Origin of the sequence: Nonomuraea candida, assembly GCF_000725485.1 — a bacterium.
Taxonomy (GTDB): Bacteria; Actinomycetota; Actinomycetes; order Streptosporangiales; family Streptosporangiaceae; genus Nonomuraea; species Nonomuraea candida.
In genome coordinates this window covers 103,171-128,916 of the sequence record NZ_JOAG01000027.1, presented here as the reverse complement: position 1 = coordinate 128,916, position 25,746 = coordinate 103,171, and the positions used below count along the sequence as shown (strand labels likewise).

The following is a 25,746-nucleotide window of genomic DNA, read 5'->3' as shown; positions in this document are numbered from 1 at the left end:
CCCCAGGCACAGGGCGGTTCCGCTCGAAGGGCCGCTCGGGTTCCGTCCGAAGGGCCGCTCAGGTGCCGCTCGCAGGGCCGCTCAGGTGCCGCCCGAAGGGGCCGCTACTTGACCCCGGCGGCCCCTTCGAGCTGCTCGGGCGCGGCCAGCTCCGCGGAGAACCACTCGATCGTGCGGCGCAGCCCCTCCTCGGCGGGCACCCGGGCCCGCCAGCCGAGCCGCTCGGCCGCCAGCGACGTGTCCGGCCGCCTGACCTTCGGGTCGTCGGCCGGCCGGTCGATGAACTCGATCTCCGACGACGACCCGGACAGCTTCTTGATCAGGGTGGCCAGCTCCAGCATGGTCAGCTCGTCGGGGTTGCCGATGTTGACCGGCCCGGCGAAGCCGCTGTCGGCCATGGCCAGGATGCCCGACACGGTGTCGTCGACGTAGCAGATCGACCGCGTCTGCGACCCGTCACCGGTGATCGTGATCGGCTCGCCGGTCAGCGCCTGCCGGATGAACGTCGGGATCGCCCGCCCGTCGAACGGCCGCATGCGCGGGCCGTAGGTGTTGAAGATCCGCACGATGCCCGTGTCGGTGCCGCGCGAATGGCGGTAGGCCGTGGTCAGGGACTCGGCGAAACGCTTGGCCTCGTCGTACACGCTGCGCGGGCCGACCGGGTTGACGTTGCCCCAGTAGGTCTCCTTCTGGGGGTGCTCCAGCGGGTCGCCGTACACCTCGCTGGTCGAGGCCAGCACGAACCGGGCGCCCTTCTCCCTGGCCAGCCCCAGCGCGTGCAGCGTGCCGACGCTGCCCACCCGCAGGGTCTCGATCGGGTAGCGCAGGTAGTCGGCGGGCGAGGCGGCCGAGGCGAAGTGCAGCACGAGGTCGAGCCGGTCCGGCACGTGCACGTACCCCGTCAGGTCGCACTCGATGAGCCGGAACTCGGGGCGGTCGAGAAGATGCTCGACGTTGCGCGGCCCGCCGGTCAGGAAGCTGTCCATGCAGACCACCTCCGCCCCGCCCGCCAGCAGCCGCTCGCAGAGATAGGAGCCGAGGAAGCCGGCGCCTCCGGTGACCAGTGCCCTCATGACGTGACCTCCATGGCGGCGTCGACGACTTCGGAAACCTCGATCTTCAGCAGGCCGGGGTCGGGCCGCTGCCCGTGCGGGTCACCGCTGTGCCCGGCCCACAGCGCCACGTGGCGCCAGCCGGGCGGCGGCCCCCACAACCTGGGCGAGACGGGGCCGAACAGCACCACCGACGGCACACAGAACGCCGTCGCCAGGTGCGCGACGCCGGTGTCGCCGCAGACCACCAGCCGCGCCCTGCTCACCAGATCGATCAGGTCGGCCAGGCAGGTACGCCCGGCCACCATCCGCTCCGGCGGCAGCCCCGCCAGCTCCGCGACCCGGGTGGCGATCGGCACCTCCTCGGCGTTGCCCGTGACGATCACGTCGTCCAGCGCCGCCGCGACCTCCGCGAACCGCTCCGGCGGCCAGCGCCGCGCCGGATAGGCGGCGCCCGGATGCACGATCGCCGGCCCCGTACGGTCGGAGATGCCCAGCGTCAGATCGCCGGGATCGGCCGGGATGCCATGCCACTCCAGCAGGTCGCACCAGCGCCGCACCTCGTGCACGCCCTCCTCCCAGGCCGGACCGGTGCCGAAGCTGATCAGCCGCCCGGGCTCGGTGCGCCGCAGCGCCTCGATGCTCTGCGGCCCCCGCCCGTGCAGGTTCACCGCGATGTCGGGCCGCTCGAACGGCACGGGCCCCGGGCCCGAGACGTCCACCTGGTCGTCCACCGCGCCGATCAGCGGCAGCAGGGCCTCCAGCGCCCGCGGCGCGGCCAGCGTGATGCGGTGCTTGGGAAAAGCCTGGCGCAGGGCCCGCAGCGCGGGCACGGCCGTGAGCAGGTCGCCCAGGCCGAGCCCGCGCAGGGCCAGCAGTTCTAGGGCCATGACGTCTCCGTGGACGGGCAGACGACCAGCTCTCTCACCTCGCATCCGGCGGGCTGCCGCAGTGCGAAGACGATGGCCTGCGCCACGTCGGCCGGATCGTTCAGCCCCGCCTCGGGGCCCGGCTTGTACTGTTCCGGCCGGCCGTCGAAGAAGCCGGTGCGCATGCCGCCGGGGATCAGCAGGGTCACCCCCACCTCCCCGCGCAGCTCGATCGCCAGGCCCCTGGTGAACCCGACGACGCCGAACTTCGACGCCGAGTACGCCGAGGCGTCGCTCAGCGGCCGCAGCCCCAGCGTCGAGGCGCAGGTGACGACCTTGCCCCGGGTGTGCTTCAGGTACGGCAGCGCCGCCCGTACGACGGAGGCCGTGCCCAGCAGGTTCACCCGGATGACCCGCTCCCAGTCGTCGGCCGGCACGTCCTCCAGCCGCCCGCACGCGTCGATGCCCGCGGCCGTCACGACGGCGTCCAGGCCGCCGGCCCGCTCGGCCAGCTCGCGGACCGCCCGCTCGGCCTCCCCGCGGTCGGCCAGGTCCGCCGTCACGTGCTCGAAGCGCTGGTCGGGCGCGCGCACGTCGACGACCAGCGCCTTCCAGCCCTCCTTCTCGACCGCTTCGGCCGTGGCCAGGCCGAGCCCGGAGGCGCCCCCGGTGATCAATACATTCACTGGATCTCCCTGATCAGATTGGTTGTCGAACGTCCCGGCAGCGTGCTCAGCACGACGATCTCCGCGCCGAGCCTGCCGAGGACCTCGGATTCGGGCAGCACTTCCCCCTCGTAGTCGCCGCCCTTCACCCACACGTCCGGGCGGAGCTGCTCGATGGCGCCCGCCGGCGTGTCCTCGTCGAACACCAGGACCGCGTCCACGCAGCCCAGTGCCCGCAGCACCTCGACCCGGTCGCGCACGTCCACGATGGGCCTGGACGGGCCCTTCAGCCGGCGTACCGAGTCGTCGGAGTTGACGCAGACGACCAGCGCGTCGCCCAGCGCCCTGGCCCGCCGCAGCAGGCTCACGTGGCCCGCGTGCAGCAGGTCGAAGCAGCCGCCCGTGGCGATCAGGCGGCCGCCGTAGGCCCGGGTGAGCCGGGCCACCTCCAGCGCCGTGCGCGGCCGGTCGCCCAGCCGCTGCTCGCGCACCTTCACGGCGGCGGCGCCGCCGCGCTCGACGAAGCGCGAGGCCTCGCCGACGCCCATGGTGACCGCCTCCTCGGCGCCGGCGCCGTCGCGCAGCGCCAGCGCGGCGGCGGCGGCCAGCCGGTCGCCCGCGCCGCAGGCGTCCTGGCCGCCGGCCCGCACCGGAGGGGGCACCTTGGTCAGCGGTCCGCCCGCCACGGCGAGCGCGGCTCCGCGCTCGCCGGTGGTGACGGCCACCGCCTCGGCCCGCAGCGCCCGTACGAGCCGGCGCGCCGCCTGGTCGGGGCCGTGGTAGCCGGAGGAGCACAGCAGTCTCGCCTCCGCCTCGCTGGGGGTCAGCAGCGCGCAGCCGGGGATCGGCTGCTCGCCCCGCGGATGCGGGTCCCACACCACCGGCACGTCGCTGTCGCTCAGCAGCTCGGCGGCCATCCTGGCCACGCCCCTGCCGTAGTCGGAGACCAGCACCGCGCCGGCCCGGCCGATCGCCTCGGCCGCCTCCGGGGTGGGGGAGTAGCGGGCGACGCCGTCGCCGGTGTCCAGGCGGACCAGCGTCTGGCCCCTGGACCTGACCCTGGTCTTGCGCACGGTGCCGCCGCGCAGCGGGAGGCGTACCAGATCGACCTCCTCCGACAGCAGCCCGCACAGGCGGCGCCCGTCGGGGTCGTCGCCGACCGCGGTGATCAGCACCACGTCGGCGCCGTCCCGCGCGGCCAGCAGCGCCGCCAGCCCGGCGCCGCCGGGCCTGGCCTGCTCGGCCGACACGTCCACCACGGGCACGGGCGCGTCCGGGCACAGCCGGTCGGCGTCGCCCTCGACGTCCACGTCGAGCAGCGTGTCGCCGATGACGACCAGCGGCCCCTCCGCCGCGCCGCTCGGGTGCGGGCTCCTCGTCACAGCGCCTCCTCCAGCACGTCGCTCCGGTGCGGGCTCCTCGTCACAGCGCCTCCTCCAGCACGTCACTCGGGTGCGGGATCTTCCTCACAGCGCCTCCTCCAGCGCGTCGCACAGCAGGTGGATGAGCGCGAGGTGCACCTCCTGCACGGTGGCGGTCTCGCCGGGCACGGCCACCGCCTCGTCGCACAGCTCGGCCAGCGGATTGGGCGCCGGGCCCGTCATGGCCCAGGCCACCAGCCCGGACTCCTGCGCCGCCGCCGCGGCGGCCAGCACGTTCCGGCTGCCGCCGCTGGTGGACAGGCACACCAGCACGTCCCCCGGCCGGCCGTGCGCGCGCACCTGGCGCGCGTAGACCTCGTCGGCGCCGAAGTCGTTGACGATCGCCGTGAACGACGAGCCGTCGCCGTGCAGCGGGATCGCCGCGTACGGCTGCCTGTCGTCCCTGAACCGGCCGACCAGCTCGGCCGTCAGGTGCTGCGCCTCGGCCGCGGAGCCGCCGTTGCCGCAGGCCAGCAGCCTGCCCCCGGCGGCCAGCACCCCGGCCAGCTTCCCGCCCCAGGCGCGGACGGTGACCGCGTGGTCGTCGACCTTCTCCAGGGTGTTCCAGAGCTTCTCCAGATGAGCATCCATGATCAACCCCCCAGGGCCGCCAGACGGCAGACCTTTCCCTCGATCACCTGCGTGTACACGGCCTCGGTGGACTCGGCGACGCGCGACCAGCCGTACCGCTCGCGGGCCCGGCGGGCTCCCGCCGCGCCCAGCGCCGCGCGCCGCCGCGGATCGGCGAGCACGTCCTTGAGCGCCCTGGACAGGGCGCGCGGGCGGCGCGGCGGGACCAGCACGCCGCAGCCGGCCACCGTGTCGAGATGGCCGCCGACCGCCGAGGCGACGACCGGCACGCCGCACGCCATGGCCTCCACGGGCACCATGCCGAACGGCTCGTACCAGGGCACCGTCACCACGACGTCGGCCGAGCGCATCAGCGCGGGCACGTGCCGGCGCGGCACGGAGCCGATGACGTGGACGCGCTCGCCCATGCCGTACCCGTCGGCCAGCTCGCGCAGCCTGACCGCCTCCTCGTCGTCCTGGCCGCCGCCGGCGATCACCAGGTCGGCGTCGGGGATGTGACGCATCGCCCTGATCACGGTGTCCACGCCCTTGCGCGGCACCATCCGGCCGATGCTGAGCACGAGCTGACGCTCCGTGCGCGGCGCCACCGGCCCGTCCGGGCAGAACGCCGTCAGGTCCACCCCGCACGGCACGACCGCGATGCGGTGCTCGGGCACGCCCATCGCGCACAGCTCGCTGACCTCGTCGCTGCAGGTGGCCAGCACCGCGTCGGCCCGCTGCCCGATCTCGCGCTCGGTCTCGATCCGGTGCGCGGGGCTGGTGTCGGCCTCGCCCTGCCAGCGCCGCTTGACGGTGCCGAGCGCGTGGTAGGTCTGCACCACGGGCAGGCCGCGCGCCGCCCGGAGCGCGGCCTGCCCGCTCATCCAGAAGTGCGCGTGCACGACGTCCGGCGGACGCTCGGCCCAGCGCCGGGCCAGCCGCTCGGTGAACTCCGGCATGTACGGGGGCAGCTCGTCCTTGGGGACGGGAGCCGCGGGACCCGCGGTGACGTACTCGACCGTGACGCCCGGCGCGAGGCCGACCACGTCAGGCTGGGACTCGGAGGAGCGCCGGGTGTGGACCACGACCGTGTGCCCGCGCTCGGCAAGCGCCACCGCGAGCGCGGCGACGTAGACGTTCTGGCCGCCGGAGTCCACGCCGCCGACCGCCGCCAGCGGGTCCGCGTGCTCCGAGATGAGATCGACCTTCACTGAGTCAGCTCCCTCACTGCCTTGACCACCTGCTCACTTGTCACGTGGGACAGGCACGGGTGCCCCGGCACCGGGCAGACCCGCGCCCTGCTGCCGCGGCAGGGCGCGTGCTGGTCGCCCAGCAGCACCGAGGGCACGCCGTACGGGGCCCACCGCGCCGCTGGGACGACCGGGGCGAACAGGCTCACGACCGGGGTGCCGACCGCCGCCGCCAGGTGCGCCGGGCCGGTGTTCCCCGCCACGAGCACCCCGGCACGCTCGATCACGGCGGCCAGTTCCGCGAATGTGGTCACGCCGCCCAGGTCGACCGCGACGTCGCTGGCCACATAGGCGGTGAGGTCACGTTCTGTGCCGGTCACGACGACCTGGTGCCCGTCCTCGGCCAGCTCCCGCACCGCCTGCCTGTGCAGGTCGGCGGGCCAGGTACGGGCGGGGGCCGAGGTCCCTGGGTGCACCACGACATACGCGCCTTTGTCGGCTACGCCGCCGACGCCTACACAGTGCCCCGTAAATTCGTCTATATCCGGCAATGGCCGCTGAACAGCGAGTTTGCCGTCATCGCCCTCCGGCAGCTCGAACCCCGCCGCCCGCGCCACCGCCAGCATCCGCTCCGCCTCCGGCACGTCCACGCTCTCGTCCACCACGTGGCGCACGTCGAGCAGCGAGCCCGGATAGTCGTTGCTGATCGCGGTGATCCTCCTGACCCCCGCCAGCCTCAGCAGCAGCGCCAGCGGCAGCGCCGACTGGTGGAACGAGGTCAGCAGCACCGCCTCGTCGATCCCGCCCACCTGGCCGAGCAGCTCGGCGACCTTGGCCTCGGTGACGGGCGGCGGGGTGTGGTCGATCCACGGCGCGTGCCACTCGGCCACCCGGTCCACGCCGGGCAGCAGACCGGCCGCGGCCGTGCCGTGCGGGCCCGCCAGGAACACCACCTCCGAGGCCGCCGCCGCCACGGCCCGGACCGCGGGCCCCGCCAGCAGCACGTCCCCCGCGTCGTCCAGCCGCGCCACCAGCACCCGCCCCCGGTCCCCGCTGGAACGTTCCCGCCTCCCGATTCCCCGCTCGCCGACGGTCCGGCCGGTGACGCTCCCGTGGGCACCGGCCCGGCCGCCGGTCTTCGCGGCGGCGATCCCCTCGGCGGCGATCCCCTCGGCGGCGGTCCCCTCGGGGCCGGCCGGGGCCGTGGCGGGGCGCGGGGCGTGCCGCGCTCTCGTGCGCTCGCTCATCGCCGCGCCCTCCATTCCCCCCGCAACCGGTGCGCACAGGCGACCGGCGGGATCAGCACGCTCGTGACGGCCATCCGCAGCACCTCGCCCGGGGTACGCGGCCCCGGCGCGATCCGCCGCCACGCGAACTCCGCGGTCAGCGCCGCCCACCCGGCCGCCGCCCCCCACGTCAGCGCCCGCAGGACCCGCCCGTCCCGCCCGGTCACGCCCCGGGAGGCCACGCCCCGGCCGGTCACGCTCCGCGGGATGACGCCCCGAGAGGCCACGCCCCGGCCGGTCACGCTCGGCAGGATGGCGCCCCGGAAGGTCACGCCCCGGCCGCTCACGCTCCGCCGGCGGGCGACGGAGGCCGCGCCGAGGAGCGCCGCCGCCAGGCCCGCGGCCGTCGTGAGCGCGTGCAGGCGCAGCCGTCCCCCGGCGCCGCCGATGTCGGCCCGCCAGGACGGGCCGTGCAGCCGCCGCATGAGGGCGTCGTCGGCGTTGCCGCGCTGGAAGCGCACGCTCGCCCAGAACCCGTCCGCCCGCACCGGATGCGTCGTCACCCGCTCGCCCCTGACCAGCCGGTACCCGGCCCGCCGCACCCGCAGCGCCAGGTCGGCGTCCTCCCGGTACGCCCGGGGAAAGCGCTCGTCGAACCCGCCCACCGCCTCCAGCGCCGCCCGCCGGTAGGCCATGTCGGCCGTCACCCACAACGCCTCGGACAGCCCGGCGGTGTGCCGCTCGGCGTCCGTCGGCCGGCGGCCGGCCGGCAGCGGCACCTCGATGCGGCCCTGGCTGCCCGCCACGTCGTCGGGCAGGTCCACCAGGTCCTTCCACAGCGCCTCGGCCCAGCCCGGCGCGGGGACCACGTCGTCGTCGAGGAACACCACCCACGGCGTGTCCGCGGCCCGCCAGCCGGCGTTGCGCGCCGCCGCCGGCCCCAGGCCGCCGGAGCGCACCACGAGCACGTGCTCGGCCAGAGGCTCCGTCACCCCGGGCGGCGCCTTCGTGTGTGCACCACCCGGAATGTCCGTCCCCTCGGAGGAGGCGCCGCCGGTGAGAGGCCGGTCGTCCACCACGATCACCGGCACGCCCGGCCCCACGGCCGCCAGCGTGTCGCGCAGCGTGGCCCGCCCGATGGTGGGGATCACCACGGTGATCACGAGGCGAACACCTCCCCGCGCCGCACCAGGTACGGCCCCAGGGCCAGCACGTCCACCGGCGAGGAGCCGAAGCACTCCAGCGCGTCACGCGGATCGTCCACCATCGGCCGACCGGCCGTGTTGAGGCTCGTGTTGACCACGACCGGCAGCCCCGTACGCGCCTCGAACTCGCTCAGCACCCGCGCCATCAGCGGATGCTCCCCCGGGGAGATCGTCTGGATGCGGGCCGTCCCGTCCACGTGCACCACCGCCGGGATGCGCGCGGCCCACTCGGGCCGCACGTCGTGCACGAACAGCATGTACGGTGACGGCACCGGCCCCCGCCCGAAGATCTCCCTGGCCCGCGACTCCAGCACCATCGGCGCGATGGGCCGGAACTGCTCGCGCCCCTTGACGTCGTTGAGCCGCTCGGTGTTGCGCGCGTGACCCGGATGCGCCAGCAGCGACCGCTGCCCGAGTGCCCGCGGCCCGTACTCCGACCGCCCCTGGAACCACGCCACGATCCGGTCGGCCGCCAGCTCCGCGGCCACGGCGGCGGACAGGTCGGCCGGACGGGTGTACGGCACCCGCGCCACGTCCAGCCACGCCCCGAGCTCCTCGTCGGTGAAGCCGCGCCCGAGCGCCGCGCCGGGCATCGGCCCGGCCGGCTCGCCGTAGGACTGCGCCAGGTGCAGGGCGCCGCCCAGCGCGGTGCCCGAGTCGCCCGCGGCCGGCTGGGCCCACACCTCCTCGAACGGCCCCTCGTCCAGCAGCCGCGTGTTGGCCACGCAGTTCAGCGCCACCCCGCCCGCCAGCGCCAGCCGCCGCTCGCCGGTCCGCCCGTGCAGCCAGCGCACCAGCTCCAGCAGCACCTCCTCCAGCCGGGCCTGCACGCTGGCGGCCAGATCGGCGTGGTCGGAGGTCCACGGGGCGCCCTTCTTCAGCGCCTTGGCGTAGACGTTCCAGTCGACCGGCTCCACCCGGAACCCGCCGTCCCCGGTGGTGTAGATCACCTCGCGCAGCGCCTCCAGGCGGCGGGGCCGGCCGTAGGAGGCCATGGCCATCACCTTGTACTCGTCGCTGGAGCGCAGGAAGCCCAGGTGCTCGGTGACGTCCTCGTACATGAGGCCCAGGGAGTGCGGCAGCTCCTGCGTGGCCAGCACCTCCAGCTCGCCGTCGCGATAGACGCCCGCCAGGTGGGAGACGTTCTCGCCGCGCCCGTCGCACACCAGCACCGCGCAGTCGCGCCACGGCGCGGCCAGCCCCGCGGAGGCGGCGTGCGCCACGTGGTGCGGCACGTAGCTGACCTGGCCGGGATCGAGCCCGGGCAGGGCCGTGGCCAGGAAGGCGGGGGCGCGCACCGCGTACCGGGTGCGCAGGTCCTCCCAGTCGCCCTCCGGCCGCTGCACGACCAGGGACGGGTCGTAGGAGTAGGCCACCGCGTCGAGGTCCTCGGGCTCCAGCCCCGCCTCGCGCAGGCACCACGCGGCCGCCTGCTCGGGCAGCTCCCAGGCGGAGAACGCCAGCGGCCTCTTGCCGTGCTTGCGGCGGCTGAAGCGCTCCTCCTCCGCCGCGGCCACGATCCTCCCGTCGACCACCAGGGCGGCGGCCGGGTCGTGGAAGATCGCGTTGATGCCGAGAAACTTCATGGTTCCTCCCCCTAAGGATGTCGAGAACCGCTACCGAGAGAAGCGGTCCTCAAACATTCCGCGATCCCCCGAGATGCGAAAACGGGGCCGATCGCCTGCGCCTGGTCACGGTAAGTAGTTGTTTGCCAGGCGGGGCGCCGGGTAGCTGCCGGACACGCGACGGAGGTGAAAGGTGTTCGAAAAGCGACGTCCCGGGGCCGTGCTCTTCGACCGGGACGGAACCCTGATCAGGGACGTGCCGTACAACGGCGATCCGGCCCTCGTCGAGCCCATGCCGGGCGCGGTCGAGGCGCTGGGCAGGCTCAGACGCGCCGAGGTGCCGGTGGCCGTGGTCACGAACCAGTCGGGCGTCGCCAAGGGCCTGCTGTCCCCGGACGAGATGGACCAGGTGAACGCCAAGGTGGAGGAGCTGCTCGGCCCGTTCGACGCGTGGGCGATCTGCGTGCACGACGACGCCGACGGCTGCACGTGCCGCAAACCGGCGCCGGGCCTCGTGATCAGGGCCGCCGCCGTGCTCGACGTCAGCCCCCGCGACTGCGTGGTCGTGGGCGACATCGGCCGCGACATGGAGGCCGCCAGGGCCGCCGGCGCCAGGGGCATCCTCGTCCCGACACAAGAGACGCTCCGCGAGGAGATCCGGCAGGCCGCCGAGGTCGCCGACGACCTGATCGACGTGGTGGACCGCGTGCTGACCGACGCGGAGGCCCCCGTGGCCGCCGCCTCGGCGCCGTGGGCCCGCGCCATGGGATGGAGCCGCTGGTGAAGATCCTCATCTGGCACGTGCACGGCTCGTGGACCAGCGCGTTCGTGCGCGGGTCCCACGAGTACGTGCTGCCGCTCGTCCCCGGCCGGAGGCCCGACGGCCGGGGGCGGGCGGCGACGTACGACTGGCCCGCCAGTGCCCGGGAGGTGCCGTACGACCGGCTGCGGCACGAACCCGTGGACGTCGTCGTCTACCAGCGCCCGCACGAGATCGAGCTGGCCCGCGAGTGGCTGGGCCGCGACGTGCCCGGCCTGTACGTCGAGCACAACACGCCCACCAGCGACGTGCCGCGCACCCGCCACCCGCTGGCCGGCCGCGACGACATCACGCTCGTGCACGTCACCCACTTCAACGAGCTGTACTGGGACAACGGCCGCGCCCCGACCCGCGTCATCGAGCACGGCGTGCCCGACCCCGGCCACCTCTACACCGGGGAGCTGCCCCGGGCGGGCGTCGTCGTCAACGAGCCGGTGCGCCGCACCCGGGTCGCCGGGACCGACCTGCTGCCCCGCTTCGCCGAGCGGGTGCCGCTCGACGTGTTCGGGATGAAGGTGGACGGGCTGCCGTACGGCACCCACGAGGACCTGCCCCAGCACGTCATGCACGCCGAGCTCGCCCGCAGGCGCGTCTACCTGCATCCCTACCGCTGGACCTCGCTGGGCCTGGCCCTCATCGAGGCCATGACCCTGGGCATGCCCGTGGTCGCGCTGGCGGCCACAGAGGCGATCGAGGCCGTGCCGCCCGAGGCCGGCGTGCTGTCCACCAAGGTGAGCGTGCTGGCCGACGCGCTGCACGACTTCGCCCGCGACCCCGAGCGCGCGAGCCAGGCCGGCAAGGCGGCCAGGGCGGCCGCGCTGTCGCGTTACGGGCTCGGCAGGTTCCTCGCCGATTGGGACCACCTGCTCAGCGAGGTATGACGCCGGAAGGCGTGGGTAGCGCGACCATCATGATGATGCTCGACTGGACACGCAGGGCGGCCTGCCTCGACCTGGACCCGGAGCTGTTCTTCCCGATCTCCATGGAAGGCCCGAGCCACTCCCAGGTCGAGCGGGCCAAGCGGGTGTGCGGCGACTGCCCCGTGCGGGAACCGTGCCTGAGATACGCGCTCGACACCGGCCAGGCGTACGGCGTCTGGGGCGGCACCGACCCCGCGCAGCGGCGGGAGCTCGCGCTCCCGGCGGACGCGCTCACCCCGACGGCAGGGCCTCGGCGAGAAAACGTGCCCGCTCGCTCGCTTCGAGGTGGTCGCTGAACAACACGCCGTCAAGATGGTCGGCCTCGTGCTGCAGCACCCTCGCCAGCACCCCGAGCCCCCGCACCGTCACGGGCTTGCCGAACATGTCGCGGCCCCGCGCCGTCACCATGTAGGAGCGCTCCAGCGGCCACCACACGCCGGGCGCGGACAGGCACGCCTCGTCGGCGACCACGCGCCGCTCCGACAGCTCCAGCCGCGGGTTGACCAGGTGGCCGGACTTGCCGTCGTAGGAGTAGACCACCACCCGGACCGGCTCGCCGAGCTGCGGCGCCGCCAGGCCCGCGCCTCCCGGGACCGCGCGCATGGTGGCGGTCAGCGACTTGACCAGCCGGCGCAGTTCCCGGTCGAAATCCTGGACCGGCGCCGCCACCGAGCGGAGCACCGGATCGTCGAACGTGCGAATAGGCCGGACCGTCACCCGCAACTCCCCGATAGGCCACGTCGTCACCAAGAACGTTTCCCCCGAGGACCCCGGGCCAACCGCCAGGCGCCCTCCTTGTAGCAGTCGGGTGACAGAAGAGACCCGGCGGCTTGTGGCACAGCGGTGACAGAGGAGAACCGGTGGCTTGTGGCACAGCGGTGACAGAGGAGAACCGGTGGCTTGTAGCACAGCGGTAACAGAGGAGACCCAGCGGCGAAACCACCCGAAAGCAGTATCGGAGGGTGATCTCACTTGCGTCACACGTGCCTGTGATGCCTGGCCGGGTGCTCGGGGCCCCGCCAGGCGTCCCTGACCACCCGGAGGTGCACCCATGAGCGCGCTTCCCTTCGAGAGCGGAGCCTCCCCGGAGACGGCGCCCGACGCCCTGGCGGGCTTCACCATCGGCGTCACCGCGACCAGACGGCGCGAGGAGTTCGGGGCGCTGCTGGAGCGCCGCGGCGCCCGCGTGGTCAGCGCCCCCGCGATCCGGCTCGTGCCCCTCGCCGAGGACGCCGACCTGATCGCCGCCACCCGGCACAGCCTGGAGAAGCCGCTCGACGACGTGGTCGTCACCACCGGCGTCGGCTTCCGCGGCTGGATGGCCGCCGCCGAAGGGTGGGGGCTCTCCGGCGACCTGGGCGAGCACCTGTCCAGGTCCCGCCTGCTCACCCGCGGCCCCAAGGCCAGGGGAGCGGTGCGCGCCGCCGGGCTCAACGACCACTGGACCCCCTCGACCGAGTCGTGCCAGGAGGTCAAGGAGTACCTCCTGGCCCAGGACCTGCGGGGCCGCCGCATCGCGGTGCAGCAGCACGGCGAGCCGCTGCGCGACTTCGTGGACGACCTGCGCGCGGCCGGGGCCGAGGTGATCGAGATCCCGGTCTACCGGTGGCTGCCGTACCGGGACATCTCGCCGCTGCGCCGGCTGATCAGCCAGACGGTCTCCGGCTCCGTCGACGCGGTCGCCTTCACCAGCGCGCCCGCCGTGCACGCCATGCTCGCCACGGCCAGGGCGGAAGGGCTGGAGGAGGCGCTGCTGGCCGCGTTCGGCGGACCGGTCGTGGCCGCCTGCGTCGGGCCCGTCACCGCCGATCCGCTCACCTCGCGCGGCGTGCCGACCCTGCAGCCGGACCGCTCCCGGCTCGGCGCGCTGGCCCGCGCCCTGGCCCGGCACCTGCCCGAGCACGGCGTCACCCGGCTCACGGCCGGCGAGCACCGGCTGGAGATCCGCGGGCACGCGGTGGTCGTGGACGGAGAGTTGCGCCCGCTGCCGCCCGCCCCGATGGCGGTGCTCAAACGCCTGGCCGACAAGCCGGGGCACGTGGTGTCGCGGGCCGACCTGCGCACGGTGCTGCCGGGCAGCGTCGCGCGCGAATCGGCCGAGCACGCCGTGGAGATGGCCATCACCCGGCTGCGCCGCGCCCTGGGGCCCGGCGGCATCGTCGAGACCGTGGTCAAGCGCGGCTACCGCCTGGCCTGCCGGTACGACACATGACCGCGACCCCTGCCCCCACCTCCCGCCCAGGAGCGGCCCGGTGACCCCCACCCTCGTCCTGGCGGCGCACGGAACCCGCAGCGCCGCCGGAGAGCGCACGTTGTCGGAGCTGGCCAGGGCGGCCGGCAGGGCCCGTCCGGGACGGCGCGTGGAGCTGAGCTACCTGGAGATCAGCTCACCTCTCCTGGCGGACGTGCTGCCCGCGGTGCGCGGCCCGGTGGTCGTGGTCCCGCTGCTGCTGGCCGGCGGTTACCACGCGCACATCGACCTGCCCGAGGTGATCGCCGCGCACCGGCCCGACGCGGTGGTGGCCGGCTGGCTGGGGCCGCACCGGCTGCTGACCTCGGCGCTGGCCCGCAGGCTGGCGCGGGCGGGCCTGCGCCCCACGGACGCCGTCCTGCTGGGCGCGGCCGGCTCCTCCGACCCGGCGGCCCTGGCCGACGTGCGGGCCGCCGCCCACCGTCTCGCCGTGCGCCTGGCCCGCCCGGTGACGGCCGCCTTCGCCTCGGCCGGCGCGCCCTCGCTGGAGGAGGCCATGGAACGGCTGGGCTCCACCTCGGCCGCCCGGGTGGCCATCGCCTCGTACGTGCTCGCGCCCGGCCACTTCCACGACCGCCTGGCGGCGGCGGGGGCGGGCCTGGTCAGCGACCCGCTGGGCGCCGACCCGGACGTGGCGGCGCTCATCTGGCACCGCTACGACGAGGCCCTGCGCCGCGTCGCCCGCACCGCCGCCACCCCGCACACCACGCCTGACGGCCGCACCCACTCGCCCGCCCGCTCCTGACGGCCCGCACCCGCTCCTGACGGGTGGAGACGGAGCCGGGTGAGGGCGTGGAGACGGAGCCGGGTGAGGGCGTGGAGACGGAGCGGGGTGAGGGCGACCGGGACGGGATCAACGTGAGAGTGACCGGGCGGGATCAGGTGGAGGCGGCCGGGGGAGATCGAGGTGAGGGATCGGGGGCGTGGACAGGGCGGGATCAGGTGAGGGGATCGGGCGGCGTGGACAGGGCGGGGCGGGGGAGGGGCTCCAGGCGCAGTTCCCGGACGATCTCCCGGGCGCTGGCGTCCCGCGACGGCCCCGCGTCGGCCCCGACGAACATCTCGATGTAGGCCCGGTGGAAGCAGCCCGCGACCAGCAGGCGCGCGCTGCCCTCCGGGTCCGCGTCGGCCCGCACCCGTCCCAGCCGCTGCTCGGCCTCCAGGTACGCGGCCAGCGGCGCGACCTCCGTGTGCGGCCCGAGCCCCGCGTCACGGATGGCCTGCCGGAACCGGACCGTCACCTTCGGCGAGGTGAAGGCCGGCAGCGCGGCACTCTGCACGTCGATGTAGTAGTCGATCCCCGCCCGCGCGATCGGCAGGAGATTGTCGGACACGGCTCCTCTCCCGATGCGGTGGGAGAGATTGTGCAGGATGCTCAGCCAGAAGGGGAGCCGGTCCTGCAGCAGGGCGAGGAAGTAGTCCACCGAGCCGCCGGCGCGGTCCTCCCTGAGCGAGACGGCCATCTCCAGGACGCGCCGCCTGGTGTCCTGGCTCCTGTGGTGCGGGTCTGCGTGGGGTGTCGCCATGGCATGCCTTACGTGCGCAACGGTTGGAGCAGGCATCACGTGCGAAGCCGAGGTCCCCGGATTTCCGGGTGACTTTTAAATGGGATCCCAACTTGGTGGAAAATTATACGGGTTCCCGATTATCGCCCGAAAGGGCCAGGAGCCGCAGGATCAAATCCCCCGAAGGCCACCCACCGCTATCGCGCCCCGCAGCCACCGTCCCGCCGCTGCCGCGGCAGCCGGTCGGCATCGCGGCCCGTGGCAGCCTTCCAGCCACTGTCGGGGCAGCCGGTCGGCGTCGGGCCGCGCGGCGATCATCCCGTCGCTCTCGCGGCGGCAGCCGGTCGGCGTCGCGGCCCGTGGCAGCCGTCCCGTCGCCGTCGGGGCTCGCGGCGGGTCAGCCGTCGGTGTCGCGGTCCCTGCGGCGCAGGTAGCGCTCGAACTCCGCCGCGATCGCGTCACCGCTGGCCTCGGGCAGCTCGGCGGCGTCCTTGCGCTCCTCGAGCTCCTTGACGTATTCGGCCACCTCGCTGTCCTGCGAGGCCAGCTCGTCGACGCCGCGCTCCCACGCCCGGGCCTCCTCGTCGAGGTCGCCCAGCGGCATCGGGATCTCCAGGACGTCTTCCAGCCGGCGCAGCAGCGCGAGCGTCGCCTTGGGGTTGGGCGGCTGGGCCACGTAGTGCGGCACCGACGCCCACAACGTGATCGCGTCGAGCCCGGCCTGGCCGAACGCGTGCTGCAGCACCCCCACGATGCCCGTCGGGCCCTCGTAGCGGCTCAGCTCCAGGTTGATCGAGCGGGCCAGCCCCGCGTTGGTCGCGCCGCCCAGGATCGGCACCGGCCGGGTGTGGGGCGAGTCGTTGAGCAGCGCGCCCAGCATCACCGCCAGCTCGATGCCCAGCTCGCGGCAGACGTAGATGATGTCGGCGCAGAACGAGCGCCAGCGCATGTTGGGCTCGATGCCGCGCAGCAGCACGACGTCGCGGTCGACGCCCGGCGGCCTGGCGCGCAGCAGCCGCGTGGTGGGCCACACGATGGACTGGGTCAGCCCGTCGTTCATCTCCACCACGGGCCGGGTCACCTGGAAGTCGTAGTAGTCGTCGGGGTCGAGCGCGACGAGCGGCTCGGCCTTCCAGGCGGACTCGAGATGGGCGATCACACCGCTGGAGGCCTCACCCGCGTCGTTCCACCCCTCGAACGCGGCTATGAGCACCGGGTCGACGAGCTCGGGGAGCCCTTCGAGCTCTATCACGTGTCGCCTCCTCTCTCCATCGTCCCGCTAAGCCTATGCGGTAAGCAGGCGTCGCCGTCACCGATCTCCCCTCCGGAGCCGCCCCGTACGCTCCCGCACCGTCCCCGGCGGGACGGGGGAGCGGCGGCGCGCCCGGCGCGCGGCGGCCGGGGGACCGGCGGCGCGAGGGGCACGGACGGCGCTCAACCCCTGGTGACGGCGTCGTCGCCGCCCGTCCGCGCCACCCGAGCGCCCGGCCGGGCGCGACCTCGTACGGCACGCACCGCACCCACCGCCGGCGCCCCGGCGCGAAAGGCGTTCGCGCCCCGCGAACTCCACGGCGCGCGTCGCCCCGCCCCCACCCCTCGATCACCCCACCCGGCCACGCACCCCCACCGCCCCCGGCGCTCGCCGTGGCGACGCCACGGGAGAGCACGACGTCAGTACGGCGCCGAGGAGTGCATCGGGCCAGGGCGGCGCCAGGGGACGGGCGGACGCCGGGGCCGAGCCGCGAAGAGGGAGGGCGCGGGCGCCGGGGAGGCGGTCAGCGGCCGCCGTCGGTGGTGTGGACGATCAGCACGTCGCACGACGCCCGGTGCGTGACCCCGGACGGCACCGACCCCAGCAGCCGCCCCGCCAGGCTGTTGAGCCCCCGGTTGCCCACCACGAGCAGGTCGGCCCGGTGCCGCGCCGCCAGCGCGACGAGCACGTCCACCGCCTCCCCCTGCTCGGCCGCCAGCACCACGTCGGAGGCCCCCGCCGCCACGGCGTGCTCGCGCGCCGCCCGCAGCGCGTCGTCCGCCGGGGTGGACCCGCTCACCTTGTACGCCAGCTCCCCGAGCCGGTCGGCCGCCGCCGCCCGCCGGCTCTCCGGCATGGGCAGGTACGCGCACGCCAGCACGAGGGTCGCGCCGGTGGCCGCGGCCAGCGACGCCGCCGCCGAGACCGCGCGGAAGGAGGATGCCGAGCCGTCGGTGCCGACCAGGACGGTGCGGTAGGCCATGAGAGCCCTCCAGGGGGACGTCCGCCGCACAATTGACGAAAAGTACAATAGCGCCCGCCCGCCTCAGCGGAACCCCTCAGCGGAACCCCTCAGCGGAAGCCCTCCACGGAACCCTCCACGGAACCCTCCGCGAAACCCTCCGCGAAACCCTCCGCGAAACCCTCCGCGAAACCCTCCACGGCCCCCTCCGGGGAGCCCCGTTCGCGCGCTTCTGTGAAACCCCTGAGGAAGCCCTGGGGAACCCCTAGGTGCGGGCCGCGCGCGAGCGCCGCGCGAGGCGCACCCGATAAGCTTTCCCCCATGAGCGTCTCCCCGTCCTTCCGAGAAGTGTTGTCCCAGCGCGTCATCGTGGCCGACGGGGCGATGGGCACGATGCTCCAGGCCCAGGACCCCACGCTCGACGACTTCCACGGTCACGAGGGCTGCAACGAGGTGCTCAACGTCACCAGGCCCGACATCGTGCGCGGCGTGCACGACGCCTACTTCGCCGTGGGCGTCGACTGCGTGGAGACCAACACCTTCGGCGCCAACCTGGCCGCCCTCGGCGAATACGACATCCCCGAGCGCGTCTTCGAATACTCCGAGGCCGGCGCCAGGGTCGCGCGCGAGGCCGCCGACCACTGGTCCACGCCCGACCGGCCGCGCTTCGTGCTCGGCTCCATGGGCCCCGGCACCAAGCTGCCCACCCTGGGCCACCTGCCCTACGCGAGCCTGCGCGACGCCTACCGCGACAACGCCGCGGGGCTGATCTCGGGCGGCGCCGACGCCCTGATCATCGAGACCTCCCAGGACCTGCTCCAGGTCAAGGCCGCCGTCGTCGGCGCCAAGCGGGCCATCGAAGACTCCGGCCGCGACATCCCGATCATCGCCCAGGTCACGATCGAGACCAACGGCGCGATGCTGCTCGGCTCCGAGATCGGCGCGGCGCTGACCGCGATCGAGCCGCTCGGCGTCGACGTCATCGGCCTCAACTGCGCGACCGGCCCGGCCGAGATGAGCGAGCACCTGCGCTACCTGGCCCGCCACTCGCGGCTGAAGCTGTCGTGCATGCCCAACGCCGGCCTGCCCGTCCTGACCTCCGACGGCGCCTACTACCCGCTGTCGGCCGAGGAACTGGCCGACGCCCACCAGAACTTCACCCGCGACTACGGCCTGTCCCTGGTCGGCGGCTGCTGCGGCACCACCCCCGAGCACCTGCGCCAGGTGGTCGAGCGGGTGCGCGGCAGGGAGGTCGCCCCGCGCCGCCCGCACCCCGAGCCCGGCGCGTCCTCGCTCTACCAGACCGTGCCGTTCCGGCAGGACACCTCCTACCTGGCCATCGGCGAGCGCTGCAACACCAACGGCTCCAAGGCCTTCCGCGAGGCCATGCTCGAAGGCCGCTGGGACGACTGCGTCGAGACGGCCCGCGAGCAGGCCCGCGACGGCGCCCACATGCTCGACCTGTGCGTCGACTACGTCGGCCGCGACGGCGTGGCCGACATGAAGGAGCTGGCCTTCCGCTTCGCCACCGCCTCCACGCTGCCGATCATGCTCGACTCGACCGAGCCGGCGGTGCTGCAGGCCGGCCTCGAGATGCTGGGCGGGCGCGCCGCGGTCAACTCCGTCAACTACGAAGACGGCGCCGGCCCCGACTCCCGCTTCCAGAAGATCATGCGGCTGGTGCGCGAGCACGGCTCGGCCGTGGTCGCCCTGACCATCGACGAGGAGGGCCAGGCCCGCACCGCCGAGCACAAGCTGCGCGTGGCCACCCGCCTGGTGGAAGACCTCACCACCAACTGGGGCATGCGGGTCGAGGACATCATCGTCGACTGCCTCACCTTCCCCATCGCCACCGGCCAGGAGGAGACCCGGCGCGACGGCCTGGAGACCATCGAGGCCATCCGCGAGCTCAAGCGCCGCTACCCGGGCGTGCAGACCACGCTGGGCCTGTCCAACATCAGCTTCGGCCTCAACCCGGCCGCCCGCATGGTGCTCAACTCGGTCTTCCTCAACGAGTGCGTCAACGCCGGCCTCGACTCCGCCATCGTGCACGCCTCCAAGATCCTGCCGATGGCCCGCATCCCCGACGAGCAGCGCCAGGTCGCGCTCGACATGGTCTACGACCGCCGCCGCGAGGGCTACGACCCGCTGCAGAAGTTCATGGACCTGTTCGAGGGCGTCGACGCCGCCGCCATGCGCGCGGGCAAGGCCGAGGAACTGGCCGCGCTGCCGCTGTGGGAGCGGCTCAAGCGGCGCATCATCGACGGCGAGCGCAAGGGCCTGGAGGCCGACCTCGACGCCGGCCTGGAGCAGCGCCCCGCCCTGGAGATCATCAACGACGTGCTGCTCGACGGCATGAAGACGGTCGGCGAGCTGTTCGGCTCCGGCCAGATGCAGCTGCCGTTCGTGCTGCAGTCGGCCGAGGTCATGAAGGCCGCCGTCGCCCACCTCGAGCCCCACATGGAGCGCGTCGAGGGCGAGACGAAGGGCCGCATCGTGCTGGCCACCGTCAAGGGCGACGTGCACGACATCGGCAAGAACCTCGTCGACATCATCCTGTCCAACAACGGCTACCAGGTCGTCAACCTCGGCATCAAGCAGCCGGTCTCGGCCATCCTGGAGGCCGCCGACGAGCAGAAGGCCGACGTCATCGGCATGTCCGGCCTGCTGGTGAAGTCGACGGTCATCATGAAGGAGAACCTGGAGGAGATGAACTCCAGGGGCCTGTCGGACAAATACCCCGTGCTGCTCGGCGGCGCCGCCCTGACCCGCGCCTACGTGGAGCAGGACCTGGCGGAGCTGTTCGAGGGCGAGGTGCGCTACGCCCGCGACGCGTTCGAGGGGCTGCGGCTGATGGACGCGTTCATGGCCGTCAAGCGGGGCGTGGCGGGCGCGACGCTGCCGCCGCTGCGCGAGCGGCGCGTCAAGACCGGCGCGACGCTCGTCCGCACGCCCGTCGAGGAGCTGCCGGCCCGCTCCGACGTGGCCGCCGACAACCCCGTGCCGGTCGCGCCCTTCCACGGCGACCGGGTCGTCAAGGGCATCTCGCTCAACGACTACGCCGCCTTCCTCGACGAGCGGGCCCTGTTCCTGGGACAGTGGGGCCTCAAGCCCACCAGGGGCGGCGACGGGCCCGGCTACGAGGAGCTGGTCGAGACCGAGGGCCGGCCGCGGCTGCGCATGTGGCTGGAGCGCATCCAGACCGAGGGCCTGCTGGAGGCGGCCGTGGTCTACGGCTACTTCCCGTGCGTCTCCGACGGCGACTCGCTGATCATCCTGGGCGACGACGGCGCCGAGCGCACCCGCTTCACCTTCCCGCGCCAGCGCCGCGACCGCCACCTGTGCCTGTCCGACTTCTTCCGCGCCAAGGACTCCGGCGAGGTCGACGTGGTCGGCTTCCAGGTGGCCACCATGGGCTCGAAGATCTCCGAGGCCACCGCCGAGCTGTTCGCCAAAGACGCCTACCGCGACTACCTGGAGCTGCACGGCCTGTCGGTGCAGCTCACCGAGGCGCTGGCCGAATACTGGCACGCCCGGGTGCGCTCGGAGTGGGGGATCGGCGGCGACGAGTCGCTCGACGACATGCTCAAGGTCAACGTCCAGGGCTGCCGCTACTCCTTCGGCTACCCGGCCTGCCCCAACCTGGAGGACCAGCAGCAGCTGTTCGAGCTGCTGCGGCCCGAGCGCATCGGGGTGACGCTGTCGGAGGAGTTCCAGCTCCACCCGGAGCAGGCGACCTCGGCCCTGGTCGCCCACCACCCGGAGGCCAAGTACTTCAACGTCTGACGGGAGACCCCGCCCGCGCGTGCCGCCGGCCCGACCGGCGCCGTTCACCCGCGGGCGGGGACGATTCCGCCCGCCGTTCCGCCGGAGCGGGCAGCATCGGCGGGCGGCGGCATTCATCGGGGGGAACAGTGCAAGCGGCTTTCTTCGACATGGACGGCCTGCTGGTCGACAGCGAGCGCGTCTGGCTGGAGATCGAGACCGGGGTGATGGCCCGGCTGGGCGCGGAGTGGACGGCCGAGCACCAGGCCCACCTGGTCGGCGGCTCCATGGAGCGCACGGTCGACTACATGCTGGCCGTCTCGGGGGCGGACGTGCCGCCGGGCACGGTGCGCGAGTGGATGGTCACCGGGATGGTGTCCCGGCTGACGGCCGGGGTGCGGGTCATGCCCGGCGCCTCCGAGCTGCTCGACGCCCTGCGCGACGAGGGGGTGCCGGTGGGGCTGGTCACCTCGTCGCTGAAGGAGATCGCCGACGCCGTGCTCAAGAGCGTCGGCAGAGACCGCTTCGACGTCATCGTCACCGCGGACGACGTCACCCGTACCAAGCCGGACCCCGAGCCCTACCTGACGGCCGCCAGGCTGCTCGGAGTGCAGCCGGTGCGGTGCGTGGTGCTGGAGGACTCCCCGAACGGCGTGGCGGCCGCCACCGCGGCCGGCTGCGCCGTCGTGGCCGTGCCCAGCCTGCTGCCCGTCGAGCCGGCCCCGGGCCGCCTGGTGGTGTCGTCCCTGACGGAGGTCGGGGTCGCCGATCTCAGGGATCTTCTGCCGTCCTGAAGCGTTACCCCTAAGGGACAAGTGGTTCTCGCGGAGGAGGCGAACGAGTCTCCGCGTGCCAGGATGGAGGGCACGAAGCGATGACGAGGGGGCGGCGAAATGGGTAACTTCGAGGCGATCGCCTGGCTGCCGCTGTGCGCGGGCGCGACCATCGCGGGGCTGGTGCTGGCATTCCTGGCCTTCCGGCGCAGGGGAGCGGCGGCGGGCCTGCGGGTGACGGCGTGGGCGCTGCTGCCGGTCGCGGCCTACCTGACCGACGCGCTGCGGTCGTTGTGGACGATCGGCGCCACGGTGGTGGGCTTCGTGACCGGTCTGGTGTTCAACCCGGCCGTGTGGGCGGGCGTGGCCGTGGCGGGGCTGTCGGCGGTGCTGTTCGTGGTGTCGGGCGTGCTGCGCGGCAGGAAGCTGTCGGCGGGCCGCAGGAAGAAGGACACCGGCGCGGCCGAGCCGCGCCCGGCGCAGGGCGCCCCGGCCAGGCCGGCCGCGGCGGGCAGGCCCCAGCAGCCGGCCGTGGCGCAGCAGCAGCCGCCCGCCGCGGGCAAGCCGGCGGCCAAGCCGGCGGCCAAGGCCGACGACGACTTCTCCGACATCGAGGAGCTCCTCAAGCGCCGCGGCATCAGCTGAACCACCGGCGCCGGAGCGGCATGTCACGGTTCCGAGACACAACCGGGACGCATTCACGACCAATCATTCAAGATCGATACGAATGAGTTTCGCGTCAATCACAGATTAGCCACATAGCGGCCTGAGGGGCTAGTCAGCGCAGCTCAGGCCATAGATTCTGCCTCCTGAGGTCCGCGAGCAGCGGTCTGAAGTCAACCACGCGTTAAGACAGCGTTGTCTTGTACCAGGGGGCATCTCGGCATGACCGCACCGCTAGACGTTTCCGGTTCCGCTGCGGAGGCGCATCCGGAGTCCGTGCTCGTGGGAGCGGGCAAGGCCATCCAGGGCAGGTCGCTGACCCGCATCGCGTGGATGCGCCTGCGCCGCGACAAGATCGCGCTCGGCGGCGGCGTCGTCGTGGTGCTGCTGATCCTCGTGGCGGTCTTCTCCTCGCCGATCATCTCCCTGTTCGGCCACCCCCCGCTGGAGTTCCACCAGGACCAGATCGACCAGAACACGCTCCTGCCCAAGGGCACCTTCGGCGGGATGGGCGCCGAGCACCTGCTCGGCGTCGAGCCGGTCAACGGCCGCGACGTCTTCAGCCGCATCGTGGCGGGCGCCTGGATCTCGCTGCTCATCGGCTTCCTCGCCACGATCGTGTCGGTCATCATCGGGACCGTCATGGGCGTCGTCGCCGGCTACTTCGGCGGCTGGGTCGACCAGATCATCGGCCGCATCATGGACGTCTTCCTGGCCTTCCCCCTGCTGGTCTTCGCGATCGCGCTGGTGGGCGTCATGCCCAACGAGGGGTTCGGGCTCGAGGGCGACGGCCTGCGCATCGCGATGCTCATCTTCATCATCGGGTTCTTCAGCTGGCCCAGCATCGGCCGCATCGTCCGGGGGCAGACGCTCTCCCTGCGCGAACGGGAGTTCGTGGACGCGGCCAGGAGCCTCGGCGCCCGCCACGGCTACATCCTGTTCCGCGAGGTGCTGCCGAACCTGATGGCGCCGATCCTGGTCTACGCGACCCTGCTCATCCCGACCAACATCCTGTTCGAGGCCGCGCTGTCCTTCCTCGGCGTCGGCATCAACCCGCCCACCCCCACCTGGGGCGGCATGCTCTCCGAGGCGGTCCGCTTCTACACACTGCCCCACTTCGTGCTCTTCCCGGGTCTGGCGATCTTCATCACCGTCCTGGCGTTCAACCTGTTCGGCGACGGTCTCCGGGACGCCTTCGACCCGCGGGCGCACTGAGCACCCGCCGGCACTTCATCCCCCGCATCCCACTCACCAAGGGGTTAGTCAATGAGAAGGAAACACGCACTGGCAGGAGCCGCGACAGCGGCACTCGCCTTGGTGCTCTCCGCCTGTGGCGGCGGAGGTGGCGGTACTCCCAGCCAGCCCGCCCAGTCGGCGGCGGGCGGTGGCGCGCAACCCGTGGCCAACACCGCCCTCACGCAGACGTACAACCCGTCCACCAAGAAGGGCGGCACGCTCAAGGCGGCCCACTCCGCGGACTGGGACAGCCTCGACCCGGCCGACACCTACTACGGCTACTCGTTCAACTTCGGCCGGTACTACTGGCGGACGCTGACGACGTACAAGACCGGGGCCGGCCCTGACGGCAACACGGTGGTGCCCGACCTGGCCGAAGGGCTCGGCCAGCCCAGCCCCGACGGCAAGACCTGGACGTACAAGATCAAGAGCGGCCTGAAGTTCGAGGACGGCTCGCCGATCACGGCCAAGGACGTGGCGTACGCGGTGGCGCGCTCCTTCGACAAGGAGACCTTCCCGCACGGCCCCTCCTACCTCAACGAGCTGCTCGACTGGCCGAAGGACTTCAAGGGCGTCTACAAGACCCCCGACGTGGACTACAAGTCGGCGGTCGAGGCCACCGACGACACCACGGTCGTCTTCCACCTGAAGAAGCCGTTCGCGTCCATGGACTACGTCGTCCAGATGCCGATGACGGCCCCGGTGCCCAAGGACAAGGACACCGGCGCCAAGTACAAGGAGAAGGTCGTCTCCTCCGGGCCGTACAAGTTCGAGACGAACGAGATCGGCAAGCGCTTCACCCTGGTCCGCAACGACCAGTGGGACCCGGCGACCGACCCGAACCGTCCCGCGCTGCCGGACCGCATCGAGGTGCAGCTCAACGTCAACGCCGACGACCTGGACAACCAGCTCATCTCGGGCAGCATCCAGCTCGACATCCCCGGCACCGGCATGCAGCCGGCCGCCCTCGGCAAGGTGCTGCCCGACCCGGCGCTGAAGGCCCGTACGGACAACCCGACGATCCCCAGGCTCTGGTACGTGTCGGTCATCCCCGAGAACAAGCCGCTGGACAACATCGCCTGCCGCAAGGCCGTCATGTGGGCCGCCGACCGCGTCGCCAACCAGACCGCCTTCGGCGGCCCGGTGGCCGGTGGCGAGATCGCCACGAACGTGATGCCGCCGCCCATCGTCGGCCAGGAGAAGTTCGACCTGTACGCCACCCCCGAGAACAAGGGTGACGTCGAGAAGGCCAAGCAGGCGCTCGCCGAGTGCGGCCAGCCCAACGGCTTCGCCACCACGATGACCTTCCGCTCCGACCGCCCGCGCGAGAAGGCGCTGGCCGAGGCGATGCAGCAGGCGCTGGCCCGCGTCGGCATCAAGCTCACGCTCAAGGGCTTCCCCTCCGCCGCCTACTTCTCCGACTACGCCGGCAACGTCAACTACGTCAAGGAGAACGGCATCGGCCTGGCCACCCACGGCTGGGGCTCCGACTGGCCCGACGGTTACGGCTTCATGCAGGCCATCGTCGACAGCCGCACCATCCGCGACGCCGGCAACTACAACCTGAGCGTCAAGAACCCCGAGGTCGACAAGCTGATCGACCAGGCCTCCGCCGAGCTCGACGCCACGGCCCGCGCCAAGCTGTGGGTCGAGGTCGACAAGAAGGTCATGGAGGACGCCTCCATCCTTCCCGTGGTGTGGGCCAAGTCGCTGCTCATGCGCGGCAAGGGCGTGACGAACCTCGCCTACAACGAAGGCCAGAGCATGTACGACTACGTCCTGCTCGGCGTCGAGTGACCGGGCGAGATTCGGGGATCTAGCGAAGGCAGGTGAAGGC

At 73.1% G+C, this 25,746-nt stretch carries 23 protein-coding genes; 10 read left to right on the top strand and 13 right to left on the bottom strand.

Going from position 1 to position 25,746, the window contains the following annotated elements:
- Nucleotides 1–104: 104 nt before the first annotated feature.
- From IO39_RS25475 to IO39_RS25435, 9 genes are all read right to left on the bottom strand, one after another.
- Nucleotides 105–1,073 carry a UDP-glucuronic acid decarboxylase family protein gene (locus IO39_RS25475; protein WP_043627991.1) on the bottom strand — a complete coding sequence of 323 codons (969 nt, stop codon included), beginning with the start codon at nt 1,071–1,073 and terminating at the stop codon, nt 105–107.
- Nucleotides 1,070–1,942 carry a glycosyltransferase family 9 protein gene (locus IO39_RS25470; protein ID WP_043627990.1) on the bottom strand — a complete coding sequence of 291 codons (873 nt, stop codon included), beginning with the start codon at nt 1,940–1,942 and terminating at the stop codon, nt 1,070–1,072. Before IO39_RS25470 ends, IO39_RS25475 begins: the two co-directional genes overlap by 4 nt.
- A complete protein-coding gene (locus tag IO39_RS25465; RefSeq protein WP_043627988.1) occupies nt 1,933–2,607 on the bottom strand; it encodes an SDR family oxidoreductase in 675 nt (224 codons plus the stop codon). The genes IO39_RS25470 and IO39_RS25465 overlap by 10 nt, the downstream gene beginning before the upstream one ends.
- On the bottom strand, nt 2,604–3,968 hold the full coding sequence (locus tag IO39_RS25460; protein ID WP_052423356.1) for a PfkB family carbohydrate kinase: 1,365 nt from the start codon (nt 3,966–3,968) through the stop codon (nt 2,604–2,606). Before IO39_RS25460 ends, IO39_RS25465 begins: the two co-directional genes overlap by 4 nt.
- A gap of 84 nt (nt 3,969–4,052) precedes the next feature.
- Nucleotides 4,053–4,598, bottom strand: a complete 546-nt coding sequence (locus tag IO39_RS25455) for a D-sedoheptulose-7-phosphate isomerase (protein ID WP_043627985.1) — start codon at nt 4,596–4,598, stop codon at nt 4,053–4,055.
- 2 nt (nt 4,599–4,600) lie between these two features.
- Nucleotides 4,601–5,788: a glycosyltransferase gene (locus IO39_RS25450; protein WP_043627983.1), complete on the bottom strand. Its 1,188-nt coding sequence runs from the start codon at nt 5,786–5,788 to the stop codon at nt 4,601–4,603.
- Entirely contained in the window at nt 5,785–7,014 is a 1,230-nt protein-coding gene (locus IO39_RS25445; RefSeq protein ID WP_245642218.1) for a glycosyltransferase family 9 protein, read from the bottom strand. The genes IO39_RS25450 and IO39_RS25445 overlap by 4 nt, the downstream gene beginning before the upstream one ends.
- Complete coding sequence (locus IO39_RS25440; RefSeq protein ID WP_043627981.1) at nt 7,011–8,156, bottom strand: glycosyltransferase family 2 protein; 1,146 nt, start codon at nt 8,154–8,156, stop codon at nt 7,011–7,013. Before IO39_RS25440 ends, IO39_RS25445 begins: the two co-directional genes overlap by 4 nt.
- Entirely contained in the window at nt 8,153–9,784 is a 1,632-nt protein-coding gene (locus IO39_RS25435) for a carbamoyltransferase family protein (protein ID WP_043627979.1), read from the bottom strand. Before IO39_RS25435 ends, IO39_RS25440 begins: the two co-directional genes overlap by 4 nt.
- Before the next feature lie 172 nt (nt 9,785–9,956).
- On the opposite strand from IO39_RS25435, the gene IO39_RS25430 reads away from it, so the two are divergent.
- The 3 genes from IO39_RS25430 to IO39_RS52925 are packed head-to-tail and all read left to right on the top strand — an operon-like array spanning nt 9,957 to nt 11,799.
- Entirely contained in the window at nt 9,957–10,547 is a 591-nt protein-coding gene (locus tag IO39_RS25430) for a D-glycero-alpha-D-manno-heptose-1,7-bisphosphate 7-phosphatase (RefSeq protein ID WP_245642217.1), read from the top strand.
- Nucleotides 10,544–11,464: a glycosyltransferase gene (locus tag IO39_RS25425; protein WP_043628298.1), complete on the top strand. Its 921-nt coding sequence runs from the start codon at nt 10,544–10,546 to the stop codon at nt 11,462–11,464. Before IO39_RS25430 ends, IO39_RS25425 begins: the two co-directional genes overlap by 4 nt.
- A gap of 35 nt (nt 11,465–11,499) precedes the next feature.
- Entirely contained in the window at nt 11,500–11,799 is a 300-nt protein-coding gene (locus tag IO39_RS52925) for a WhiB family transcriptional regulator (RefSeq protein ID WP_157548886.1), read from the top strand.
- Here IO39_RS52925 and IO39_RS25415 read toward each other — a convergent pair.
- Nucleotides 11,735–12,220, bottom strand: a complete 486-nt coding sequence (locus IO39_RS25415) for a peptide deformylase (protein ID WP_043627974.1) — start codon at nt 12,218–12,220, stop codon at nt 11,735–11,737. The genes IO39_RS52925 and IO39_RS25415 overlap by 65 nt on opposite strands.
- A 334-nt stretch (nt 12,221–12,554) precedes the next feature.
- On the opposite strand from IO39_RS25415, the gene IO39_RS25410 reads away from it, so the two are divergent.
- Both IO39_RS25410 and IO39_RS25405 read left to right on the top strand, forming a co-directional pair.
- Nucleotides 12,555–13,715 carry a uroporphyrinogen-III synthase gene (locus tag IO39_RS25410; protein WP_043627972.1) on the top strand — a complete coding sequence of 387 codons (1,161 nt, stop codon included), beginning with the start codon at nt 12,555–12,557 and terminating at the stop codon, nt 13,713–13,715.
- Between the two features lie 40 nt (nt 13,716–13,755).
- Nucleotides 13,756–14,499 (top strand): sirohydrochlorin chelatase, encoded by a 744-nt coding sequence (locus IO39_RS25405; RefSeq protein ID WP_043627970.1) that lies wholly within the window; start codon nt 13,756–13,758, stop codon nt 14,497–14,499.
- A 193-nt stretch (nt 14,500–14,692) separates the two neighbouring features.
- On the opposite strand, the gene IO39_RS50940 is transcribed toward IO39_RS25405, so the two are convergent.
- From IO39_RS50940 to IO39_RS25390, 3 genes are all read right to left on the bottom strand, one after another.
- The gene (locus IO39_RS50940) at nt 14,693–15,280 is read right to left on the bottom strand and encodes a TetR/AcrR family transcriptional regulator C-terminal domain-containing protein (RefSeq protein ID WP_157548884.1); all 588 of its coding nucleotides are present in this window, start codon (nt 15,278–15,280) and stop codon (nt 14,693–14,695) included.
- 376 nt (nt 15,281–15,656) lie between these two features.
- Entirely contained in the window at nt 15,657–16,511 is an 855-nt protein-coding gene (locus tag IO39_RS25395) for a PAC2 family protein (RefSeq protein ID WP_043627968.1), read from the bottom strand.
- Nucleotides 16,512–17,034: 523 nt separating this feature from the next.
- Nucleotides 17,035–17,493, bottom strand: a complete 459-nt coding sequence (locus IO39_RS25390; protein WP_043627966.1) for a universal stress protein — start codon at nt 17,491–17,493, stop codon at nt 17,035–17,037.
- Between the two features lie 300 nt (nt 17,494–17,793).
- On the opposite strand from IO39_RS25390, the gene metH reads away from it, so the two are divergent.
- From metH to IO39_RS25360, 5 genes are all read left to right on the top strand, one after another.
- Entirely contained in the window at nt 17,794–21,258 is a 3,465-nt protein-coding gene (gene metH / locus IO39_RS25380; protein WP_043627962.1) for a methionine synthase, read from the top strand.
- Nucleotides 21,259–21,386: 128 nt separating this feature from the next.
- A complete protein-coding gene (locus IO39_RS25375; protein WP_043627960.1) occupies nt 21,387–22,031 on the top strand; it encodes an HAD family hydrolase in 645 nt (214 codons plus the stop codon).
- A 99-nt stretch (nt 22,032–22,130) separates the two neighbouring features.
- The gene (locus IO39_RS25370; RefSeq protein WP_043627958.1) at nt 22,131–22,655 is read left to right on the top strand and encodes a hypothetical protein; all 525 of its coding nucleotides are present in this window, start codon (nt 22,131–22,133) and stop codon (nt 22,653–22,655) included.
- 240 nt (nt 22,656–22,895) lie between these two features.
- Nucleotides 22,896–23,888 carry an ABC transporter permease gene (locus IO39_RS25365; protein WP_043627956.1) on the top strand — a complete coding sequence of 331 codons (993 nt, stop codon included), beginning with the start codon at nt 22,896–22,898 and terminating at the stop codon, nt 23,886–23,888.
- A gap of 183 nt (nt 23,889–24,071) precedes the next feature.
- Nucleotides 24,072–25,706 carry an ABC transporter substrate-binding protein gene (locus tag IO39_RS25360; RefSeq protein WP_245642215.1) on the top strand — a complete coding sequence of 545 codons (1,635 nt, stop codon included), beginning with the start codon at nt 24,072–24,074 and terminating at the stop codon, nt 25,704–25,706.
- Nucleotides 25,707–25,746: the final 40 nt, after the last annotated feature.